The sequence below is a fragment of the Streptomyces sp. P9(2023) genome (assembly GCF_032436795.1).
GTDB lineage: Bacteria > Actinomycetota > Actinomycetes > Streptomycetales > Streptomycetaceae > Streptomyces.
Map to the genome: position 1 here is coordinate 400,566 of NZ_JAUPWM010000004.1, position 16,034 is coordinate 416,599.

Here is a 16,034-nt window from a genome sequence, read left to right on the forward strand (position 1 = left end):
GGGTCCCCCCTGCTCGAGCGAAGCCGAGAGCTTGGGGGAGGGTGGGCACACGGGACGGCGCCCCTACGGGCGCGTCCGCTCCATGTGCCCGCCCACCACGGGTTCGGCGCCGAACACCGGCTCCCGAGGCCACGGCTCCCGCCGCACCCACAAGAGCCCCAGCAGCAGCACGCCCCCCGCAAGGGCGAACCCATACGCGGGGGTGTGTCCGGACGGCGCGGTCTCATACACAAGCGCCCCCGACAAAACGGCGAGCACCTGCCCCGCCTGCCCCCGCCACGCGGCCGTCGCAGCGACAACCACAACACCCCACAGCAGGTACCAGGGCTGCACCATCGGCGACAACGCCACAAGAGCCACCAGAGAAAGCCCCAACCCCACAACGGGATCGATCCGCCCCCTGAACGCCCGCCACGCCAGCGCCAGGATGACGGCCACCGCCACCACGAGCCCAAGCTTCTGTACGACGCCCTTGACCGGCTCGGGCCCATCCCCGAGGAGCAACCCCAGCCCAAGCCCCACATCACTCGTCACCGACAGCGCCGTGTGAATCGCCCCGGCCACGCTCTGCGTCCGCAGCCACCCGAACCCGGTCCCCGCGGCGACCGTCGCCGCGACGGCGACGGCCCCCGCAACCACCCCCGGCACGACCAGCCCCCGAACCACCCCCCGCACGCCCCCGTGCCGCCGCGCGACCATCACCCCGATGAACAGCAACGCCACCGCCGCAGGCGACTTGATCATCACCGCCAGCCCCACCAGCACACTCCCCAGCACCCACCGCCCCCGCGAGGCCAGCAGCACACCGCTCAGCATGAGCCCGGTCATCAGCCCGTCGTTGTGCATCCCGCCGACGACGTGGATCAGAAGGAGCGGATTCAGCGCGCCGAGCCACAGAACCCCGCCCGCCCCGAGCCCACGATCACGCGCGAGCCCCCGCACCGCCCACACGATCAACGCCAACGCCCCGAGCGCGATCAGCCGCATCCCGAACACCGCCGGGACGATCTCCCCGCCGGTCACCTTCACCACGGCCTGCGCGAGGACGAGGAAGACCGGTCCGTACGGCGCCGGGGTGTCCGTCCAATGGCCCCCCACGCTCGCCGCCGCGTCCGCGCCGAGATCCCCGGGGCCGAGGACCGACGGCCCCGCCCCGTACACGTCGTACCCCTCCAGGACCATGGCGCCCTGGGCGATGTAGCTGTAGACGTCCGCGCTGTACAGCGGCGGAGCGAGCACCAGCGGCGCGGTCCACCACGCCAGCGTGCCGAGCACCCGCTCCCGGGCCCCCTCCGCGCCCCGCGCGAGCAGCACCCCGTACCGCCACCACGCCGCGACGAGCAGCGTCAGCCCCAGATACGCGAGCACCGCGCCCGCCACCGTCAGCGCGGACCCCCGCGCCGCCCACAGCCCCCACGGCTCCCGCTCCGGCAGCGTCCCGGCCGCGTAGCCGCCCACGGCGACGGCGAGCGTCCCGACGGCACCCGCCCAACGGCATCCGGAAGCGCTGAAAACCCACATGAGGGGTCAACCTACCTGGGACGCTTCGACGCCCCCGGGGCCGAGCCCGACTTCCCCGGCTTCCCCGACTCCTCGTCGGAGGCCGCATCGGAGCCCGCCCCGGAGCCATCAGGCGTGACGGCGGGCGACCCGGTCAGGGCCCCCGACGGAGTCGCGGCGCTCGGGTGAGCCGGTGTCGTCGTGGCGCCCGTGCCCGCCGGGGCGCTGGGCCGCGGCGCCCCGGTCGCCTCCCCCTCGTCACCCGGCTCCGCCTCGCCCGAGGGATCGGCCTGGATCAGCGACGGGAGCCCCGGGCGACCATCGTCTCCCTCGGGCGGCGCGCCGGTCTCCCCGGTGTGGAAGGCCCCGGCGACGACCGCGACCAGGAGCCCGAGCCCGACAGCACCCCCGCCGACGACGAGCGCCCACCGCGCACTCCCGCCGCGCCGCGCCGACGCATGCCGTCGGCGACGCCCCGTGGCGCCCTCCTCGTTGCTCATAGCGGCGAATTCTAGGGAGCCGGGGACCAGGAGATCGAGCCAGGTCACATTCCGGACGAACGCCCACCCACCCCGATTCCGCCCGACGTGTCCCAAAACACGAGGCGCCTCCCGCCACCCCGCCGTAAGCTCTCGACATGCAGGTGATCCAGTCCACGAAGCTCGCCAACGTCTGTTACGAAATCCGGGGCCCGGTGCTCGAAGAGGCGATGCGGCTGGAGGCTGCCGGTCATCGCATCCTCAAGCTCAACACCGGAAACCCGGCCGCGTTCGGCTTCGAGTGCCCGCCGGCGATCCTTGAGGACGTCCTGCGCAACCTCTCCGGCGCGCACGGTTACGGCGACGCGAAGGGCCTGCTCGCCGCCCGCCGCGCGGTGATGAGCCACTACGAGACCAAGGGCATCCCGCTCTCCGTCGAGGACATCTACCTCGGCAACGGCGTCTCCGAGCTGATCCAGATGTCGATGCAGGCGCTGCTCGACGACGGCGACGAGGTGCTCGTCCCCGCCCCGGACTACCCGCTGTGGACCGCCTCGGTCTCGCTGGCCGGCGGCACGGCCGTGCATTACCGCTGCGACGAGCAGGCGGACTGGATGCCGGACCTCGCCGACATCGAGCGGAAGATCACCGACCGCACCAAGGCGATCGTGATCATCAACCCGAACAACCCCACCGGCGCCGTCTACGACGACGAGATGCTGCGCTCCCTCACCGAGATCGCCCGCCGGCACAACCTGGTCGTCTGCTCGGACGAGATCTACGACAAGATCCTCTACGACGGCGCCACGCACACCCCCACCGCCGCCGTCGCCCCCGATCTGCTCGTCCTCACCTTCAACGGGATGAGCAAGAACTACCGGGTGGCCGGCTTCCGCTCCGGCTGGCTCGCGGTCTGCGGCCCGAAGGCCCACGCCTCCTCGTACATCGAGGGCCTGACGATCCTCGCCAACATGCGGCTGTGCGCCAACATGCCGGCGCAGCACGCGGTGGCCGCCGCCCTGCAGGGCCGGCAGTCGATCGAGGACCTGGTGCTGCCGGGCGGGCGGCTCCTGGAGCAGCGGGACGTGGCGTACGACCTGCTGACGCAGATCCCGGGCGTGACCTGTGTGAAGCCGAAGGGCGCGCTGTACCTCTTCCCGCGCCTCGACCCGAGCGTCTACAAGGTCAAGGACGACCGTCAGATGGTCCTGGACCTGCTGCGGGCCGAGAAGATCATGGTGGTGCACGGCACCGGCTTCAACTGGCACGAGCCGGACCACTTCCGGATCGTCACGCTGCCGAACGCCAAGGATCTGGCGGACGCGGTGACCCGGATCGGCACCTTCCTGGACGGCTACAGCCAGCACTAGCCGCGGACGGGACGGTCACCGCCGGCATCAGCCGCGGCTCGGTCGCCGACACCGTAAGACCATACTCAACTTTAGATTGAATCTAAGCTAGGATGGCTCCAGAGACACCTCAGGAGGCCATCCCCCATGTACGAGCCGATCCGCACGAAGTCGGTCCACCGGATGGCCGACGACGACCAGAACGCGTACCCGCACCGCTCCCGCGAGGAGGAGCTGGACATCCAGCTCGCCGGACACCTCGCCGCCCTGCTCGCCGTCACGGACGAGCTGGGCGACGCGGAGGCCGGCGATCTCGTCGCCCGGCAGGTCGCGCGGCTGCGCGGCGCGCCGCCCGCCCGGCACGCCGGACTGAGCGGCTCGAACACCCCCTCGCTGCACCGGCGCGCGCACGCCCTCGCGGGCCGCGCCCTGGTCGTCGCCGCCTCCCGGGCCGACACGGCCGCCGCGATCCTCGCCGCCGAGCGCATGGACGCGCACACGGCGGCGCTGGCCGCGGCCGAGCTGGCCACCACCCCCTGACGGCCCCGGTCCGCGCGCGTCACCGCCGCGCGGGCCGGGTGCCACCCACACCGCCAACTCTCCGCCCCCACAGGCCAGTCCACGGGCACTCCGGTTCCGTACCGGGATCACCACTTAACCCTTCGTACACCCAACTCCCCCTGGAATGTGGGGTTCCGCGAGCAATCTGCACCTCGTGAGACGCATCCTGGGAATCGTCCTGGCCGTCCTGCTCCTGGGCGGCGTGGCCGCCGTCTTCGTGGTGGGCGGCGACAAGGACACGAGCACGGCAACGAAGACCGTGCGAGGAGTGATCGGGTCGGAGAAGGCGGAGTTCTTCGCCGACCCGAAGGTCGTGAAGGCCCTGGCCGACGAGGGCTTCACCGTACGGACGGAGACCTCCGGGTCCTGGGACATGGAGGAACTGCCCCTCAAGGGCTATGACTTCGCGTTCCCGTCCGCCAAGGCACCCGCCGACGAGCTGCGGGCCAAGAACGGCGTGAAGGCGGCCGCGCTGCGGCCCTTCTACTCGCCGCTGGTCGTCGTCGCCCACCGGGGCGCCGCCGAGGTCCTCGCCGACAACGGGCTGGTCGCGTTCGCCAAGGGGGGCCAGACCGGCACCCTGCGAATGAAGCCGTACCTGAAGGCCGCCAAGGCCGACCGGACCTGGCAGCAGCTCAAGGGATCGGCAGGCCGGCCGGAACTGAGCGGCACGGTCTTCATCACCTCGACCGACCCCATCGCCTCGAACTCCGGCGCGCTCTACCTCGCCGCCGCGAGCTTCGTCGCCGACGGCGGCAGGGTGGCCGGCGACAAGGCGGCCGTGAACCGCACGGCGCCGCTGCTGCGCAAGCTGATCCAGGTCCAGGGGGCCCAGCAGTCCAGCTCCGACGCGCCGTTCCGCGACTTCATCAGCGGCGTCGGCAACCAGCTGGTGCTCGTGTACGAGTCCCAGGTCACCTCCCAGCTCCTCGCGAAGCGGCAGATGGGCGACCTCGTGGTGCTCTACCCGGACACCACCGTGATCAGCGACCACACCGTCGTACCGCTCACCGACAGCGGTCGGGAACTCGGTGAACTCCTCACCAACGACCCGGAGTTGCGTGAGCTGGCGGTCCGCCACGGCTTCCGTCCGCAGGGCGCCGGCTCCGAGTTCACGGCCGCGACCGCCGATCTCGGGGACCGCATCAACCAGACACTGACCGGGGTCCGCCAGGCGCCCGTGCCCACCAGCCAGGTGCTGCACGAGATGGCGCTGCGGGCCCGTGACCAGGGGGACACCGCATGACCACGCCCGACCCTCGCATCAGCACGCCCCACGACCCGGCCACCGCGCAGCTGGTCCTGACGCCACCGGAGCCGGTGCCGCCGGTCCGCGCCGAGCAGGCCTCGGGGCTCGTCCCGCTGGACGAGTCCGTCCGTACGGAGATGAGCCGGCGCGCGGTCGAGTACGTCGACTCGCTCGCCGGGCTCGACACCCGCTCGCCCGAGTTCGCCGGCCGTATCGGGGAGATCGCCGCGCTCGGGGCCGGCGAGATGCGCAGCGCGGCCGCCCAGTCCAACCGCATGCTCGACCGCACGGTCCGCTCGCTGAAGGAGGCCGGCGGTGACGCGCAGTCCCGGGTCGGCTCCTCGCTCGTGGAGCTGCGCCGCACCGTCGAGGACCTCGACCCGCGGGACACCAAGGGGCCGCGGAAGTTCCTGTCCAGGCTGCCCGGCGGCAACAAGCTGCGCGACCACGTCGCCAAGTACGCCTCCTCGCAGGGCACGTTGACGAAGATCGTCAGTACGCTCCGGGGCGGCCAGGACGAACTGCGGCGCGACAACGCGGCGTTGCAGACCGAGCGGGGCCGGCTCTGGGAGACCATGGGCAAGCTGCAGGAGTACGCGGTCCTCACCGAGGCCCTCGACGCGGCCGTCGAGGAGCGCATCGCGCTGACCCCGGACCCCGCCGCGGCGGACGCGCTCCGCTCCGACGTGCTCTTCCCGGTCCGCCAGAAGCACCAGGACCTGCTGACCCAACTCGCCGTCTGCGCACAGGGATACCTGGCGATGGACGTGGTCCGGCGCAACAACGACGAGCTGATCAAGGGCGTCGACCGGGCGGCGACGACCACGGTCTCGGCGCTGCGCATCGCGGTCATGCTCTCCTCCGCGCTGGAGAACCAGCGCAAGGTGGCCGAGCAGGTCAACGTGCTCCGCTCGACGACCGAGGACCTGATCCGCGGCAACGCGGAGATGCTGGCGACCCAGAGCGGCGAGATCCAGCGTATCGCGGCGGACCCGGCGGTGGGCGCGGAGACGCTGCGCAACGCGTTCCAGCAGATCTACCGGACGCTCGACGCGATCGACACGTACAAGGTGCAGGCGACCGAGTCGATGGCGGCGACGGTGGAGTCCCTGACCAACGAACTCCGGACGGCCGGTGCGTATCTGGACCGCACCCGCCGCACGAGCGCGCTGGAAGGCGGCCTGGAATGAGATCCTTCCGCCGTCGGGCCACCTCGGCCGTCGCCCTCCTCGCCGCCCTGACCCTGGCCGCCTGCACCGACGGGGGCGGGGAGAGCGGGAGCAGCGGCGGCGGTACGGGCGGCGGCGACGACGCCGGCTCCCCCTACACCCTCCGCGTCCTCGCCTCCTCCGAGCTCTCGGACATGGAGCCGGTCCTCGAAGAGGCCAGGAAGACGACCGGGGTCACCGTCGAGCCCACGTACGTCGGCACGCTCGACGCCGTCGACCAGATCGCGTCCGGCGCGGCGGAGAAGTCGTACGACGCGGTCTGGCTCTCCTCCAACGACTACCTGCGGCTGCGCCCCGATACCGCGAAGAAGATCACCGGCGAGACCCCGGTCATGACCTCCCCGGTCGCCCTCGGCCTCCGCCCGGACGCGGTGCGGAAGCTCGGCTGGGACCCGGCCAAGGTCACCTGGTCGCAGATCCACAAGGCCGTCGCGATGAAGAAGCTCGGGTACGGCATGACCGACCCGGCCCGCTCCAACTCCGGTTTCTCCGCGCTCGTCTCGATCGCCTCGGGCCTCTCCGGTGCGCAGTCGGCGCTCACCGAGCAGGACGTCACCGCGGCCACCCCGAAGCTCAAGGAGTTCTTCGGCGGACAGCAGCTGACCTCCGGCTCCTCCGGCTGGCTGGCCACCGCCTGGTCGCGCCGCACGGACGTCGACGCGCTGATCAACTACGAGTCGGTGCTGCTCGGCATGGGCAAGGACATCACGGTCGTCCGCCCCGCCGACGGCGTCGTCACCGCCGACTACCCGTTCACCCTGCTCACCACGGCGAGCCCGGACGCCAAGCAGGCCGCCGCCCGCCTCACCACCCATCTCCGTACCCCGGCCGCCCAGCGGTTGATCACCAACCGGACGCTGCGCCGCCCGGTCGTCCCGGGCGTGGAGCTCGCCCAGCCGCTCACCGCCGACCAGCGCCGCGAACTGCCGTTCCCCGGCAGCCGCGCCGTGGCGGACGGCCTCCTCGACGCGTACGAGAACAAGCTCCGCCGCCCCTCCCGTACGGTCTACGTCCTCGACACCTCCGGCTCCATGCAAGGTGAGCGGCTCCAGCGGCTCAGGTCGGCGCTCGCCGAGCTGACCGGGGACTTCCGGGACCGCGAGACGGTCACCCTGATGCCCTTCGGCTCGGCGGTGAAGCAGAACGAGGTACGGACGTACACGGTCGACCCGGCCGCCCCGAAGAAGGCCATCGGCGCGATGCGCGCCCAGGCCAACGGGCTGACCGCCTCGGGCGGCACGGCGATCTACTCCTCCCTGAAGGAGGCGTACGACCAACTCGGCCCCGAGGGCGACTCGTTCACCTCGATCGTGCTGATGACGGACGGCGAGAACACCGACGGCGACCCGGCCGGCGCGTTCGACGCCTTCTACCGTGATCTGCCGCCCGCGCAGAAGCGGACCCCGGTCTTCCCGATCCTCTTCGGGGACTCCGACCGCACCGCCCTCGACCACATCGCGAGCCTCACCGGCGGCCGGCTCTTCGACGCCACCACCGGCTCGCTCGACGGAGCCTTCGAGGAGATCCGTGGCTACCAGTAATCCGGTCATGCGGTACCTCGAATCCCGCAAGAACCTCACCGGCAGCGCCTGCGGCATCGCCGGCATCGTCCTCTCCTTCACCGGAGCGGCCGGTTCGCTCTGGCCCGTGATCGTCGTGGCCCTGTATGCGGCGGGGGCGCTGATCGCCCCGCCCGAGCGGCCGCCGGCCCCGGCGTTCCCGGACGCGGCGGAGCAGTTGGACGCGCTGCGGTCGGACTTCACGACCCTGCGCGCGTACCTCGCCGAGGTCGAGCTGCCGCCGGCCGCGGCCGGCCGTCTCAGCGAGCTGGACACGCTCTTCGAGGCGCTCCTCGAACCGGGCTGGGTGAGCGACCCGGACCACCTGCACATGCTGGCCCGCGCGGTGCGGCAGGACGTTCCGGAGGCGGTGGACACCTTCGTACGGACGCGCTGGTGGAGCCGGGTCGCGCCGGGCTCCGAGCCGCCCGAGCGCCATCTCGAACGGCAGCTGTCCGCGCTCCACGAGGAGGCCGGGCGGATCGCGGCCGCCCTCCAGGACGCGGAGGCGATCCGGCAGGAGGCGCACACCCGCTACCTGGAGGAGCGCGGCAAGTCCTGACCTGCAGGGGTCACGCACGCCGTGCTCGCGTCACGAAGACCGGGGGGAAGATCCGCAACCACCCTCACGATCGGTTATCTTCCGGCCATGACTACGGATCATCCTTCCGCACCGCGTTCCGCCTCCCGCCGCACGGTCCTCACGGCCCTGGCCGCGGCGGCGACCGCGGGCTCCCCGCTGCTCGCCCAACTGGCCACCGCCGCACCGGCGAACGCTGCGGAGGTCGAGTACCCCTCGAACACCGCCCTGTACCAGCAGCTGGCCGGCCAGGAAGGCACCACCTTCAGCCGCCGCTTCCGCCGCCACGAACAGTTCGACACCTCGATGACCACCCTCGCGCCGGTCCGGCGCACCGCGATCCTCGCCCTGCACGGCGGTGGCATCGAGATCGGCACCAGCGAACTCTGCCTGGGCATCGCCGGATACAGCCCGGGCGACGCGGCCGGCGCCCCGGTCCTGCCGACCGTGCACGACTACTGGATGTTCGAGGGCCTGCTCTCGGCCGGCAACCGGGACCTGCACGTCACCTCGAAGAACTGCGACGACCACGTCGCCCTGTCGACGGCGGCGAGCCATCTCAACGTCCTCAGCCTGCACGGCTGTACGTTCGACCAGCTGAAGCTGCCCACCGCCACCTACCCGCCGACCGGCGACCGGCGGATGGCCGTGGTCGGCGGCCTCAACAAGACCTTCCGTACGGCGCTGGTGCAGGAGCTGAACGCGGCGGGCTTCCCGGCGATCGACTCCCTCGCCCCGGCCTGGGCGACGCTGCTCACGGAGTACAACGGCGACCACGTCGCGAACCCCTGCAACAAGACGATGCTGGGCATGGGCGCGCAGCTGGAGCTCACCACCGAGCTGCGCAAGAGCCTGTTCGACGACCCCGACAGCCGCGGCGGCCGGGCGAGCAGCTGGAACGGCGAGTTCGTGAAGTTCCGCGACGCCTGCCGCAGGGCCGTCGAGACGGTCGAGGCCGGTCAGCCGCTGCTCTGATCCGCACATGCACCGGCCCCCGGAGCCGTGAGGGGGCTTCGGGGGCCGGTGTGCATCGTGGCGGGCCGTTCGTGACCCCACTGGTCAGGGCGGTGTTCGGGGCGACCCGGCCACGAGTCTGCGGTGCTGGTGGCTAGCCCAGGCGCTCGACCAGCGCGCGGTACTCGTCCCACAGCTCCTTCGGCGTGTGGTCGCCGAAGGTGTTGAGGTGCTCGGGGACCAGGGCGGCCTCCTCGCGCCAGACGTCACGGTCGACCTTGAGCAGGAACTCCAGGTCCTCCGCCGGCAGCTCCAGGCCGTCGGTGTCGAGCGCGTCGGCGGTCGGCAGGATGCCGATGGGGGTCTCGACGCCCTCGGCCTTGCCGTCCAGGCGCTCCACGATCCACTTCAGGACGCGGCTGTTCTCGCCGAAGCCGGGCCAGACGAACTTGCCGGCGTCGTTCTTGCGGAACCAGTTGACGTAGTAGATCTTCGGCAGCTTCGCGGCGTCCGCGTTGGCTCCGACCTTGATCCAGTGCGCCATGTAGTCGCCCATGTTGTAGCCGCAGAACGGCAGCATGGCGAACGGGTCGCGGCGCAGCTCGCCGACCTTGCCCTCGGCGGCGGCGGTCTTCTCTGAGGCGACGTTCGCGCCGAGGAAGACACCGTGGTTCCAGTCGAAGGACTCGGTGACCAGCGGGACGGCGGAGGCGCGGCGGCCGCCGAAGAGGATCGCCGAGATCGGCACGCCCTTCGGGTCCTCCCACTCCGGCGCGATGATCGGGCACTGCCCGGCCGGGACGGTGAAGCGGGCGTTCGGGTGGGCCGCCGGGGTCTCCGACTCCGGGGTCCAGTCGTTGCCCTTCCAGTCGACGAGGTGCTTGGGCGCCTCTTCGGTCATGCCCTCCCACCACACGTCGCCGTCGTCGGTGAGCGCGACGTTGGTGAAGACGGAGTTGCCCCACAGGGTCTTCATGGCGTTGGCGTTGGTGTGCTCGCCGGTGCCGGGCGCGACGCCGAAGAAACCGGCCTCGGGGTTGATCGCGTAGAGGCGGCCGTCCTCGCCGAACCGCATCCAGGCGATGTCGTCACCGATGGTCTCGACGGTCCAGCCGGAGATCGTGGGCTCCAGCATGGCGAGGTTGGTCTTGCCACAGGCGGACGGGAAGGCGGCGGCGACGTACTTCGACTCGCCCTGCGGCGGGGTGAGCTTGAGGATCAGCATGTGCTCGGCGAGCCAGCCCTCGTCACGCGCCATGACGGAGGCGATGCGCAGCGCGTAGCACTTCTTGCCGAGCAGGGCGTTGCCGCCGTAGCCGGAGCCGTACGACCAGATCTCGCGGCTCTCGGGGAAGTGCGAGATGTACTTGGTGGAGTTGCACGGCCACGGCACGTCGGCCTCGCCCTCCGCCAGCGGGGCGCCGAGGGTGTGGACGGCCCTGACGAAGAAGCCGTCGGTGCCGAGCTCGTCCAGGACGGCCTGTCCCATGCGGGTCATGGTGCGCATGGAGACGGCGACGTACGCGGAGTCGGTGATCTCGACGCCGATGGCGGAGAGCTCCGAGCCGAGCGGGCCCATGCAGAAGGGCACGACGTACATGGTGCGGCCGCGCATGGAGCCACGGAAGATCCCCTGCTCACCCGCGAAACTGTTTCCTTCTCCGGTAAAGATGGCCTTCATCTCCGCCGGAGCCTTCCAGTGGTTCGTCGGGCCCGCGTCCTCCTCCTTCTCGGAGCAGATGAAGGTCCGGTCCTCGACGCGCGCGACGTCGGTCGGGTCGGAGGCGGCGTAGTACGAGTTCGGGCGCAGCGTGGGGTCGAGCTTCTTGAACGTGCCCTTGGCGACGAGCTCCTCGCACAGGCGCTCGTACTCGGCCTCGGATCCGTCGCACCAGACGATCCGGTCCGGCTGCGTGATCTCGGCGATCTCGTTCACCCAGGCGACCAGGTCCTGGTGCTGGGTGGGGACGGCGGTGGTGGGAGCCGCGTTGTCGCGCGCCACGATTGCTCCTTGATGAGGGGTTTTTAGATGTCTGCCCCGTGGGGGCTGCGACCCGGATGCGTCGTAGCTGCTCATCCGGTGCCGACCACACTCATTTGATCATCCGACGCATGCGCCCATATGTCCAGAGGGCCGCACACGTGAGCATCGCCACTCATATCCGCGACCTACGGGGGCGTAGGTAGCATCGCTTCATGACTTCTGCCGCGCCGGACGTGCCGGACGTGACCCGTACAGAGCCCACCCCGTCCCAGCCGTCGCATGGGCTGAAGCCACGACTCCGAGGGTGGCTGCACGCCGGGATGTTCCCCGCGGTGATCATCGCGGGCCTCGTCCTCGTCGCCCTCTCCGACTCACCCCGGGCCCGGATCGCCTGCGGTGTGTACGTCCTCACCGCCTGCCTGCTCTTCGGCACCAGCGCGCTCTACCACCGCGGCGACTGGGGACCGCGCGGCGAGGCGATCCTGCGGCGGCTCGACCACGCCAACATCTTCCTGATCATCGCGGGTACCTACACCCCGCTGACGCTGCTGCTCCTCCCCGACTCGACCGGGCGCCCGCTCATGTGGGCGGTCTGGGCGGCGGCCGCCGCGGGCATCGCCTTCCGGGTCTTCTGGGTCGGCGCCCCTCGCTGGCTGTACACGCCCTGCTACATCGCCATGGGCTGGGCCGCCGTCTTCTTCCTGCCCGACTTCATGCGGGCCGGCGGCATCGCCGTCCTCGTCCTGGTGATCGTCGGCGGCCTGCTCTACAGCGCGGGCGGAGTCATCTACGGCATCAAGCGCCCGAACCCGTCCCCGCGCTGGTTCGGCTTCCACGAGGTCTTCCACTCCTTCACCCTCGCGGCCTTCATCGTCCACTACGTCGGCATCTCGCTGGTCGCCTACAACGCGTGAACCTCACCGGCCACCCGGGACCGCCCCCAGCGCGCCCCTGACCACCTCGCCCGACTCCGGATTGTCCGCGCACCCCCACACCCCGTGGGGGCAGTAGTCCGTGAACGTCTGGTAGACCGGCCGGTACCGCGCGAACCAGTCGAGCATCCCCCGTACGTACGCCGGGTTGTCGCCGTTGCGGAAGAGCCCCCACTCCGGATACGAGACGGGCTTGCCGTGCGCCGCCGCGAACCGCACATGGTGCGCGAGCCCGAACTCCTCCGTCACCTGCTCCTCGAACCCGAGCCCCTCGGGCTGGTCGTAGGCGTCGAGCCCGATGATGTCGACGTACGCGTCGCCCGGGTAGCAGCGCGGCCACTCCACGGCGTCCCGCCCCCGGCTCGCCGTGAAGTCGAACCGGAACCGCTGCCCCGGCACCCCCCGCAGCACCCCCACGACCCGCTTCCAGTACGCCTTCCAGGCCTCGGGATCCGGCCCGCAGCGATGGCTGTAGGTGGTGCCGTTCATCTCCCAGCCCAGGACCAGGACCGCGTCGGAGAGCCGGTTCGCGACCAGCCGCTCCCCCAGCGTGCGGAAGTGAGCGTCGTACGCGCCCGCCGCCCCGCGCCGCAGCCCCGCCCGGACCTCGTCGTCCGGCAGCCCCGCCTCGCTGCGGTCGAGCAGCGGCACGTTCAGGACGAAGAGCCGCCCCGGCCGCTCCTCCTTCCACCGCGCCCACGGCTCGAAGAGCGCGGGATGGCCCTCGATGTTGGACCACCGGTCGCCGGGGAGGTAGGTGTGCCCGACGGTCAGCGACCCGCCGCCGAGCCAGCGCTGCACCTCGGCGATCCGCGCCACCCCGGTCGCGTCGGAGCCGGTGAAGAACCCGGAAGGAACGTTCAAGCGCTCGGGGCGGGGGGTGACCGGGGACTCGACCTCGGCCTCCGACCCCGGTACGGAACCCCCGGGCGCGATCCGGCCGCCCGGCAGGACGACGAGCGCGAGAACGGCCGCGAGCAGCACGGTCAGTGCGGCCCGCGGCCAGGAGAAGAGGGTCACGTCAGCTGGTCCAGAAGTCCCACCATCGGGTCAGGATCAGCATCCCGATGATCCCGATGTGCAGCACCGGCAGCGCGAAGGTGAACTCCTCGAAGAACCCCTTCACGGCGGCGGGCGCCGGCAGCACGCCCGTACGGACGTTGTGCGAGGTCACGTACCAGAACATGACGAGGGTGCCGACCCAGGCGAGGCAGCACCACAGGCAGAGCGCGTTGATCTCGTACAGCGACTGGTACATCAGCCAGGTGCAGAACCCGACGCCGAAGAGCATCCCGGCGTTGAGCCCGAGCCAGAACCAGCCCCGGTAGCGGGCCCCGGCCAGTACCCCGGCGCCGATCGCCACGACCATCGCGTACGTCACGAGGCCGAGCATCGGGTTCGGGAAGCCGAACACCGCCGCCTGCTCGCTCTTCATGATGTTCCCGCAGGACACCACCGGGTTGAGGCTGCACCCCGGCTGAAAGTTCGGGTCCTCCAGGAGCTTGAACTTGTCGATCGTGATCACCCAGCCGGCCAGCACCCCGGCCGCCCCGGTGATCACGAGCAGCAGCCCGAGCGCCCGGCTCGCGCCGACCGTCCCGACGGTCTCCGGGGCGTCCTCCTGCCGCTGCCCCGGCACTCCGCCGCGTACGTTCACCGTCGCCATACCGCCACCCCCTCTCCCCTCGACTCCGCTCAGCCCTGCAGCCGCCGCACCGGCAGCCGGACGTGCGCGGCGGCCGCCACGACCTGGTCGTCGGTGACGAAGGACTTCAGCTTCTGCTCGGAGACCGGCTCACCGGGCACGGCGTCCGGCCAGGGGCGGACCGAGCAGATCAGGAAGACGTGCCCGTTCTCCTTGGCGGCCGCCTCCCACTCCGCGGGGACCGGGCACTGCGCCTTCATGAACGGCATCGTGAGCACGGCCCGCTGGGCCTCGACGAGCAGATGGGCACCGGTCCCGCGCTCGACGGCGGCGTCGACGACCCGCTCCCCGATCGACAGGCCCATGCCGTCCAGGGCGGCCCGCATCGCTTCCTCGCCGGCCTCGGGTCCGTCACGGCCGTCCCCGAGCGAATACACCATCAGAAAGGGGGTGACGGGGGTCTCGGCGGTGGGACCGATGGTCCACGGAACGACGGTGAGCGTTCCCAGCGGATTGTCGCTGCGCGCCGCGGAAACGGTGTGAGGAGTGGTCATGCATCCGGATGCTAGGGGACGAACGACCGTACACCCGCAACGAATTCACTCGATCGGCCGACATTCCACCGTCTGGCATTTCGCTCGCAACGAAGTCGGGATTCCATCGTTGTGCCCTGAGGGCATTTCTCCGACCGCTTGGAGACCATTCATGATCGTCCCGCGCCGCGTCGCACTGCGGTCACTTTTCACCCTGGCCGTCGCCGCCTTCACCGGCGGGACCCTGGCCCGCATCGCCGCCACCCCGGACGAGCGGAACGCCCGCGCCGCCTCCGGCCCATCCGCCGACGAGTCCTTCGACGAGATGTACGGGGGCCGGCGCATCCGGGGTCTGACCGGACCCTCCGGCGACCTGCTCGTCCTCGTCGACGGCCGCCCGCTCCATGTGATGCGCCGCGCCGACGGCGGCTACCTCACCCCCATCGACCACTACGAGTCCCATGCGACACCGCTGGCGGCCACCCGCGCGGCCGTGGACGAGCTGGGGCCCGCCCCGCTGACCCGCTACGCCGCCGCCCACGGCGTCCATCCGGGAGGGAGCCCGCGTGGCCTACACACGTAAGAACCAGCGCGATCTGACGAGCGCCGAGCGGAGGAAGTTCGTCTCCGCCGTCCTGGAGCTCAAGCGCCGGGGCACGTACGACGAGTTCGTCCGTACGCACATCGACTACTACGTCGCCGACGGGGACGACCGCCTCCGCGTCGCCCACATGACCCCCAGCTTCCTGCCCTGGCACCGCAAGTACCTGCTGGAGTTCGAGCGCGCTCTGCGCGTGATCGACCCGACCGTCACCGTCCCGTACTGGGACTGGACCCAGGACGACACCCCGGCCGCATCCCTGTGGAGCGAGGACTTCATGGGCGGCAACGGCCGCCCCGACGACCTCCAGGTGACGACCGGCCCCTTCGCCTACGCGGGCGGGCGCTGGACGGTCAAGCACGGCATGACCGAAGGCAAGTTCCTGACCAGGGACTTCGGCCGCCCCCAGGACCCGATCACGCTGCCGACGAAGGCACAGCTGGACGAGGTCATGCGGGAGACCGTCTACGACGCGGAGCCCTGGAACTCCACGAGCCGGTCCGGGTTCCGCAACGCGCTGGAGGGCTGGGCCCCGGGACGGGGCAACGAGCGGTTCCGGATCCACAACCGGGTGCACCGCTGGGTCGGCGGCCTGATGCTCGGCGGCGCCTCCGTCAACGACCCGGTCTTCTGGCTCCACCACTCCTTCGTCGACCGGGTCTGGTCACGCTGGCAGCAGCGCAACCCCAAGGCCGGCTACCTCCCGACCGAGCCGCCTCAGCTGGGCGATTCGCAGTACCGCCGGATCGCGGCCCGCGACGAGAAGATGGGCCCCTGGGGCGTCACCCCGGCATCGCTGCTCGACCACAGCGCGATCTACCGGTACGCATGACGAGAACGTCCCCCCGGCCGACGGGCCGGGGGGACGTCACGTAGGGG

The 16,034-nt window shown here is 71.1% G+C and carries 16 protein-coding genes; 10 read left to right on the top strand and 6 right to left on the bottom strand.

The genetic code is table 11. The annotated features are described in order from the left end of the window. Positions 1-63: 63 nt before the first annotated feature. A complete protein-coding gene (gene mptB, locus Q5762_RS09060; RefSeq protein ID WP_315891473.1) occupies positions 64-1,521 on the bottom strand; it encodes a polyprenol phosphomannose-dependent alpha 1,6 mannosyltransferase MptB in 1,458 nt (485 codons plus the stop codon). A gap of 11 nt (positions 1,522-1,532) precedes the next feature. Next, complete coding sequence (locus Q5762_RS09065) at positions 1,533-2,000, bottom strand: hypothetical protein (protein ID WP_315891474.1); 468 nt, start codon at positions 1,998-2,000, stop codon at positions 1,533-1,535. Between the two features lie 137 nt (positions 2,001-2,137). Between Q5762_RS09065 and Q5762_RS09070 the strand changes: the two genes are divergently transcribed. The 7 genes from Q5762_RS09070 (at position 2,138) to Q5762_RS09100 (ending at position 9,481) form a co-directional block, all read left to right on the top strand. Then, positions 2,138-3,349, top strand: a complete 1,212-nt coding sequence (locus Q5762_RS09070; protein ID WP_315891475.1) for a pyridoxal phosphate-dependent aminotransferase — start codon at positions 2,138-2,140, stop codon at positions 3,347-3,349. Positions 3,350-3,475: 126 nt separating this feature from the next. Beyond that, positions 3,476-3,868 carry a hypothetical protein gene (locus tag Q5762_RS09075; RefSeq protein ID WP_315891476.1) on the top strand — a complete coding sequence of 131 codons (393 nt, stop codon included), beginning with the start codon at positions 3,476-3,478 and terminating at the stop codon, positions 3,866-3,868. A gap of 145 nt (positions 3,869-4,013) precedes the next feature. Further along, positions 4,014-5,135, top strand: a complete 1,122-nt coding sequence (locus Q5762_RS09080; RefSeq protein WP_315891477.1) for a hypothetical protein — start codon at positions 4,014-4,016, stop codon at positions 5,133-5,135. Next, positions 5,132-6,328, top strand: a complete 1,197-nt coding sequence (locus Q5762_RS09085) for a toxic anion resistance protein (RefSeq protein ID WP_315891478.1) — start codon at positions 5,132-5,134, stop codon at positions 6,326-6,328. The genes Q5762_RS09080 and Q5762_RS09085 overlap by 4 nt, the downstream gene beginning before the upstream one ends. Continuing rightward, the gene (locus tag Q5762_RS09090; protein WP_315891479.1) at positions 6,325-7,908 is read left to right on the top strand and encodes a VWA domain-containing protein; all 1,584 of its coding nucleotides are present in this window, start codon (positions 6,325-6,327) and stop codon (positions 7,906-7,908) included. Before Q5762_RS09085 ends, Q5762_RS09090 begins: the two co-directional genes overlap by 4 nt. A 7-nt stretch (positions 7,909-7,915) precedes the next feature. Then, complete coding sequence (locus tag Q5762_RS09095; RefSeq protein WP_315891521.1) at positions 7,916-8,488, top strand: hypothetical protein; 573 nt, start codon at positions 7,916-7,918, stop codon at positions 8,486-8,488. Positions 8,489-8,575: 87 nt separating this feature from the next. Continuing rightward, positions 8,576-9,481 (top strand): poly-gamma-glutamate hydrolase family protein, encoded by a 906-nt coding sequence (locus tag Q5762_RS09100; RefSeq protein WP_315891480.1) that lies wholly within the window; start codon positions 8,576-8,578, stop codon positions 9,479-9,481. A 133-nt stretch (positions 9,482-9,614) separates the two neighbouring features. Here Q5762_RS09100 and Q5762_RS09105 read toward each other — a convergent pair whose 3' ends face one another. Continuing rightward, positions 9,615-11,462, bottom strand: coding sequence for a phosphoenolpyruvate carboxykinase (GTP) (locus Q5762_RS09105; protein WP_315891481.1), 1,848 nt, complete (start codon positions 11,460-11,462; stop codon positions 9,615-9,617). A 194-nt stretch (positions 11,463-11,656) separates the two neighbouring features. Between Q5762_RS09105 and Q5762_RS09110 the strand changes: the two genes are divergently transcribed. Then, positions 11,657-12,358 carry a hemolysin III family protein gene (locus Q5762_RS09110; protein ID WP_315891482.1) on the top strand — a complete coding sequence of 234 codons (702 nt, stop codon included), beginning with the start codon at positions 11,657-11,659 and terminating at the stop codon, positions 12,356-12,358. Positions 12,359-12,361: 3 nt separating this feature from the next. Here the strand turns inward: Q5762_RS09110 and Q5762_RS09115 are convergent, their stop codons facing one another. Genes Q5762_RS09115 through Q5762_RS09125 form a run of 3 tightly spaced genes read right to left on the bottom strand, consistent with a single transcriptional unit; the run spans position 12,362 to position 14,575 of the window. Continuing rightward, the gene (locus Q5762_RS09115; RefSeq protein ID WP_315891483.1) at positions 12,362-13,396 is read right to left on the bottom strand and encodes a glycosyl hydrolase; all 1,035 of its coding nucleotides are present in this window, start codon (positions 13,394-13,396) and stop codon (positions 12,362-12,364) included. A gap of 1 nt (position 13,397) precedes the next feature. Continuing rightward, positions 13,398-14,042 (bottom strand): vitamin K epoxide reductase family protein, encoded by a 645-nt coding sequence (locus Q5762_RS09120; RefSeq protein ID WP_315891484.1) that lies wholly within the window; start codon positions 14,040-14,042, stop codon positions 13,398-13,400. Positions 14,043-14,071: 29 nt separating this feature from the next. Next, positions 14,072-14,575: a DUF5949 family protein gene (locus Q5762_RS09125; RefSeq protein WP_315891485.1), complete on the bottom strand. Its 504-nt coding sequence runs from the start codon at positions 14,573-14,575 to the stop codon at positions 14,072-14,074. Between the two features lie 151 nt (positions 14,576-14,726). On the opposite strand from Q5762_RS09125, the gene Q5762_RS09130 reads away from it, so the two are divergent. Then, positions 14,727-15,137, top strand: a complete 411-nt coding sequence (locus Q5762_RS09130; RefSeq protein WP_315891486.1) for a tyrosinase family oxidase copper chaperone — start codon at positions 14,727-14,729, stop codon at positions 15,135-15,137. After that, on the top strand, positions 15,121-15,987 hold the full coding sequence (locus tag Q5762_RS09135; protein ID WP_315891487.1) for a tyrosinase family protein: 867 nt from the start codon (positions 15,121-15,123) through the stop codon (positions 15,985-15,987). The genes Q5762_RS09130 and Q5762_RS09135 overlap by 17 nt, the downstream gene beginning before the upstream one ends. Positions 15,988-16,034 lie beyond the last annotated feature (47 nt).

Excerpts from the sequence above, each read along its gene's own strand:
- mptB (WP_315891473.1), bottom strand. The coding sequence starts at position 1,521 with ATGTGGGTTTTCAGCGCTTCCGGATGCCGTTGGGCGGGTGCCGTCGGG.
- Q5762_RS09065 (WP_315891474.1), bottom strand. The coding sequence starts at position 2,000 with ATGAGCAACGAGGAGGGCGCCACGGGGCGTCGCCGACGGCATGCGTCG.
- Q5762_RS09070 (WP_315891475.1), top strand. The coding sequence starts at position 2,138 with ATGCAGGTGATCCAGTCCACGAAGCTCGCCAACGTCTGTTACGAAATC.
- Q5762_RS09075 (WP_315891476.1), top strand. The coding sequence starts at position 3,476 with ATGTACGAGCCGATCCGCACGAAGTCGGTCCACCGGATGGCCGACGAC.
- Q5762_RS09080 (WP_315891477.1), top strand. The coding sequence starts at position 4,014 with ATGTGGGGTTCCGCGAGCAATCTGCACCTCGTGAGACGCATCCTGGGA.
- Q5762_RS09085 (WP_315891478.1), top strand. The coding sequence starts at position 5,132 with ATGACCACGCCCGACCCTCGCATCAGCACGCCCCACGACCCGGCCACC.
- Q5762_RS09090 (WP_315891479.1), top strand. The coding sequence starts at position 6,325 with ATGAGATCCTTCCGCCGTCGGGCCACCTCGGCCGTCGCCCTCCTCGCC.
- Q5762_RS09095 (WP_315891521.1), top strand. The coding sequence starts at position 7,916 with ATGCGGTACCTCGAATCCCGCAAGAACCTCACCGGCAGCGCCTGCGGC.
- Q5762_RS09100 (WP_315891480.1), top strand. The coding sequence starts at position 8,576 with ATGACTACGGATCATCCTTCCGCACCGCGTTCCGCCTCCCGCCGCACG.
- Q5762_RS09110 (WP_315891482.1), top strand. The coding sequence starts at position 11,657 with ATGACTTCTGCCGCGCCGGACGTGCCGGACGTGACCCGTACAGAGCCC.
- Q5762_RS09120 (WP_315891484.1), bottom strand. The coding sequence starts at position 14,042 with ATGGCGACGGTGAACGTACGCGGCGGAGTGCCGGGGCAGCGGCAGGAG.
- Q5762_RS09125 (WP_315891485.1), bottom strand. The coding sequence starts at position 14,575 with ATGACCACTCCTCACACCGTTTCCGCGGCGCGCAGCGACAATCCGCTG.
- Q5762_RS09130 (WP_315891486.1), top strand. The coding sequence starts at position 14,727 with ATGATCGTCCCGCGCCGCGTCGCACTGCGGTCACTTTTCACCCTGGCC.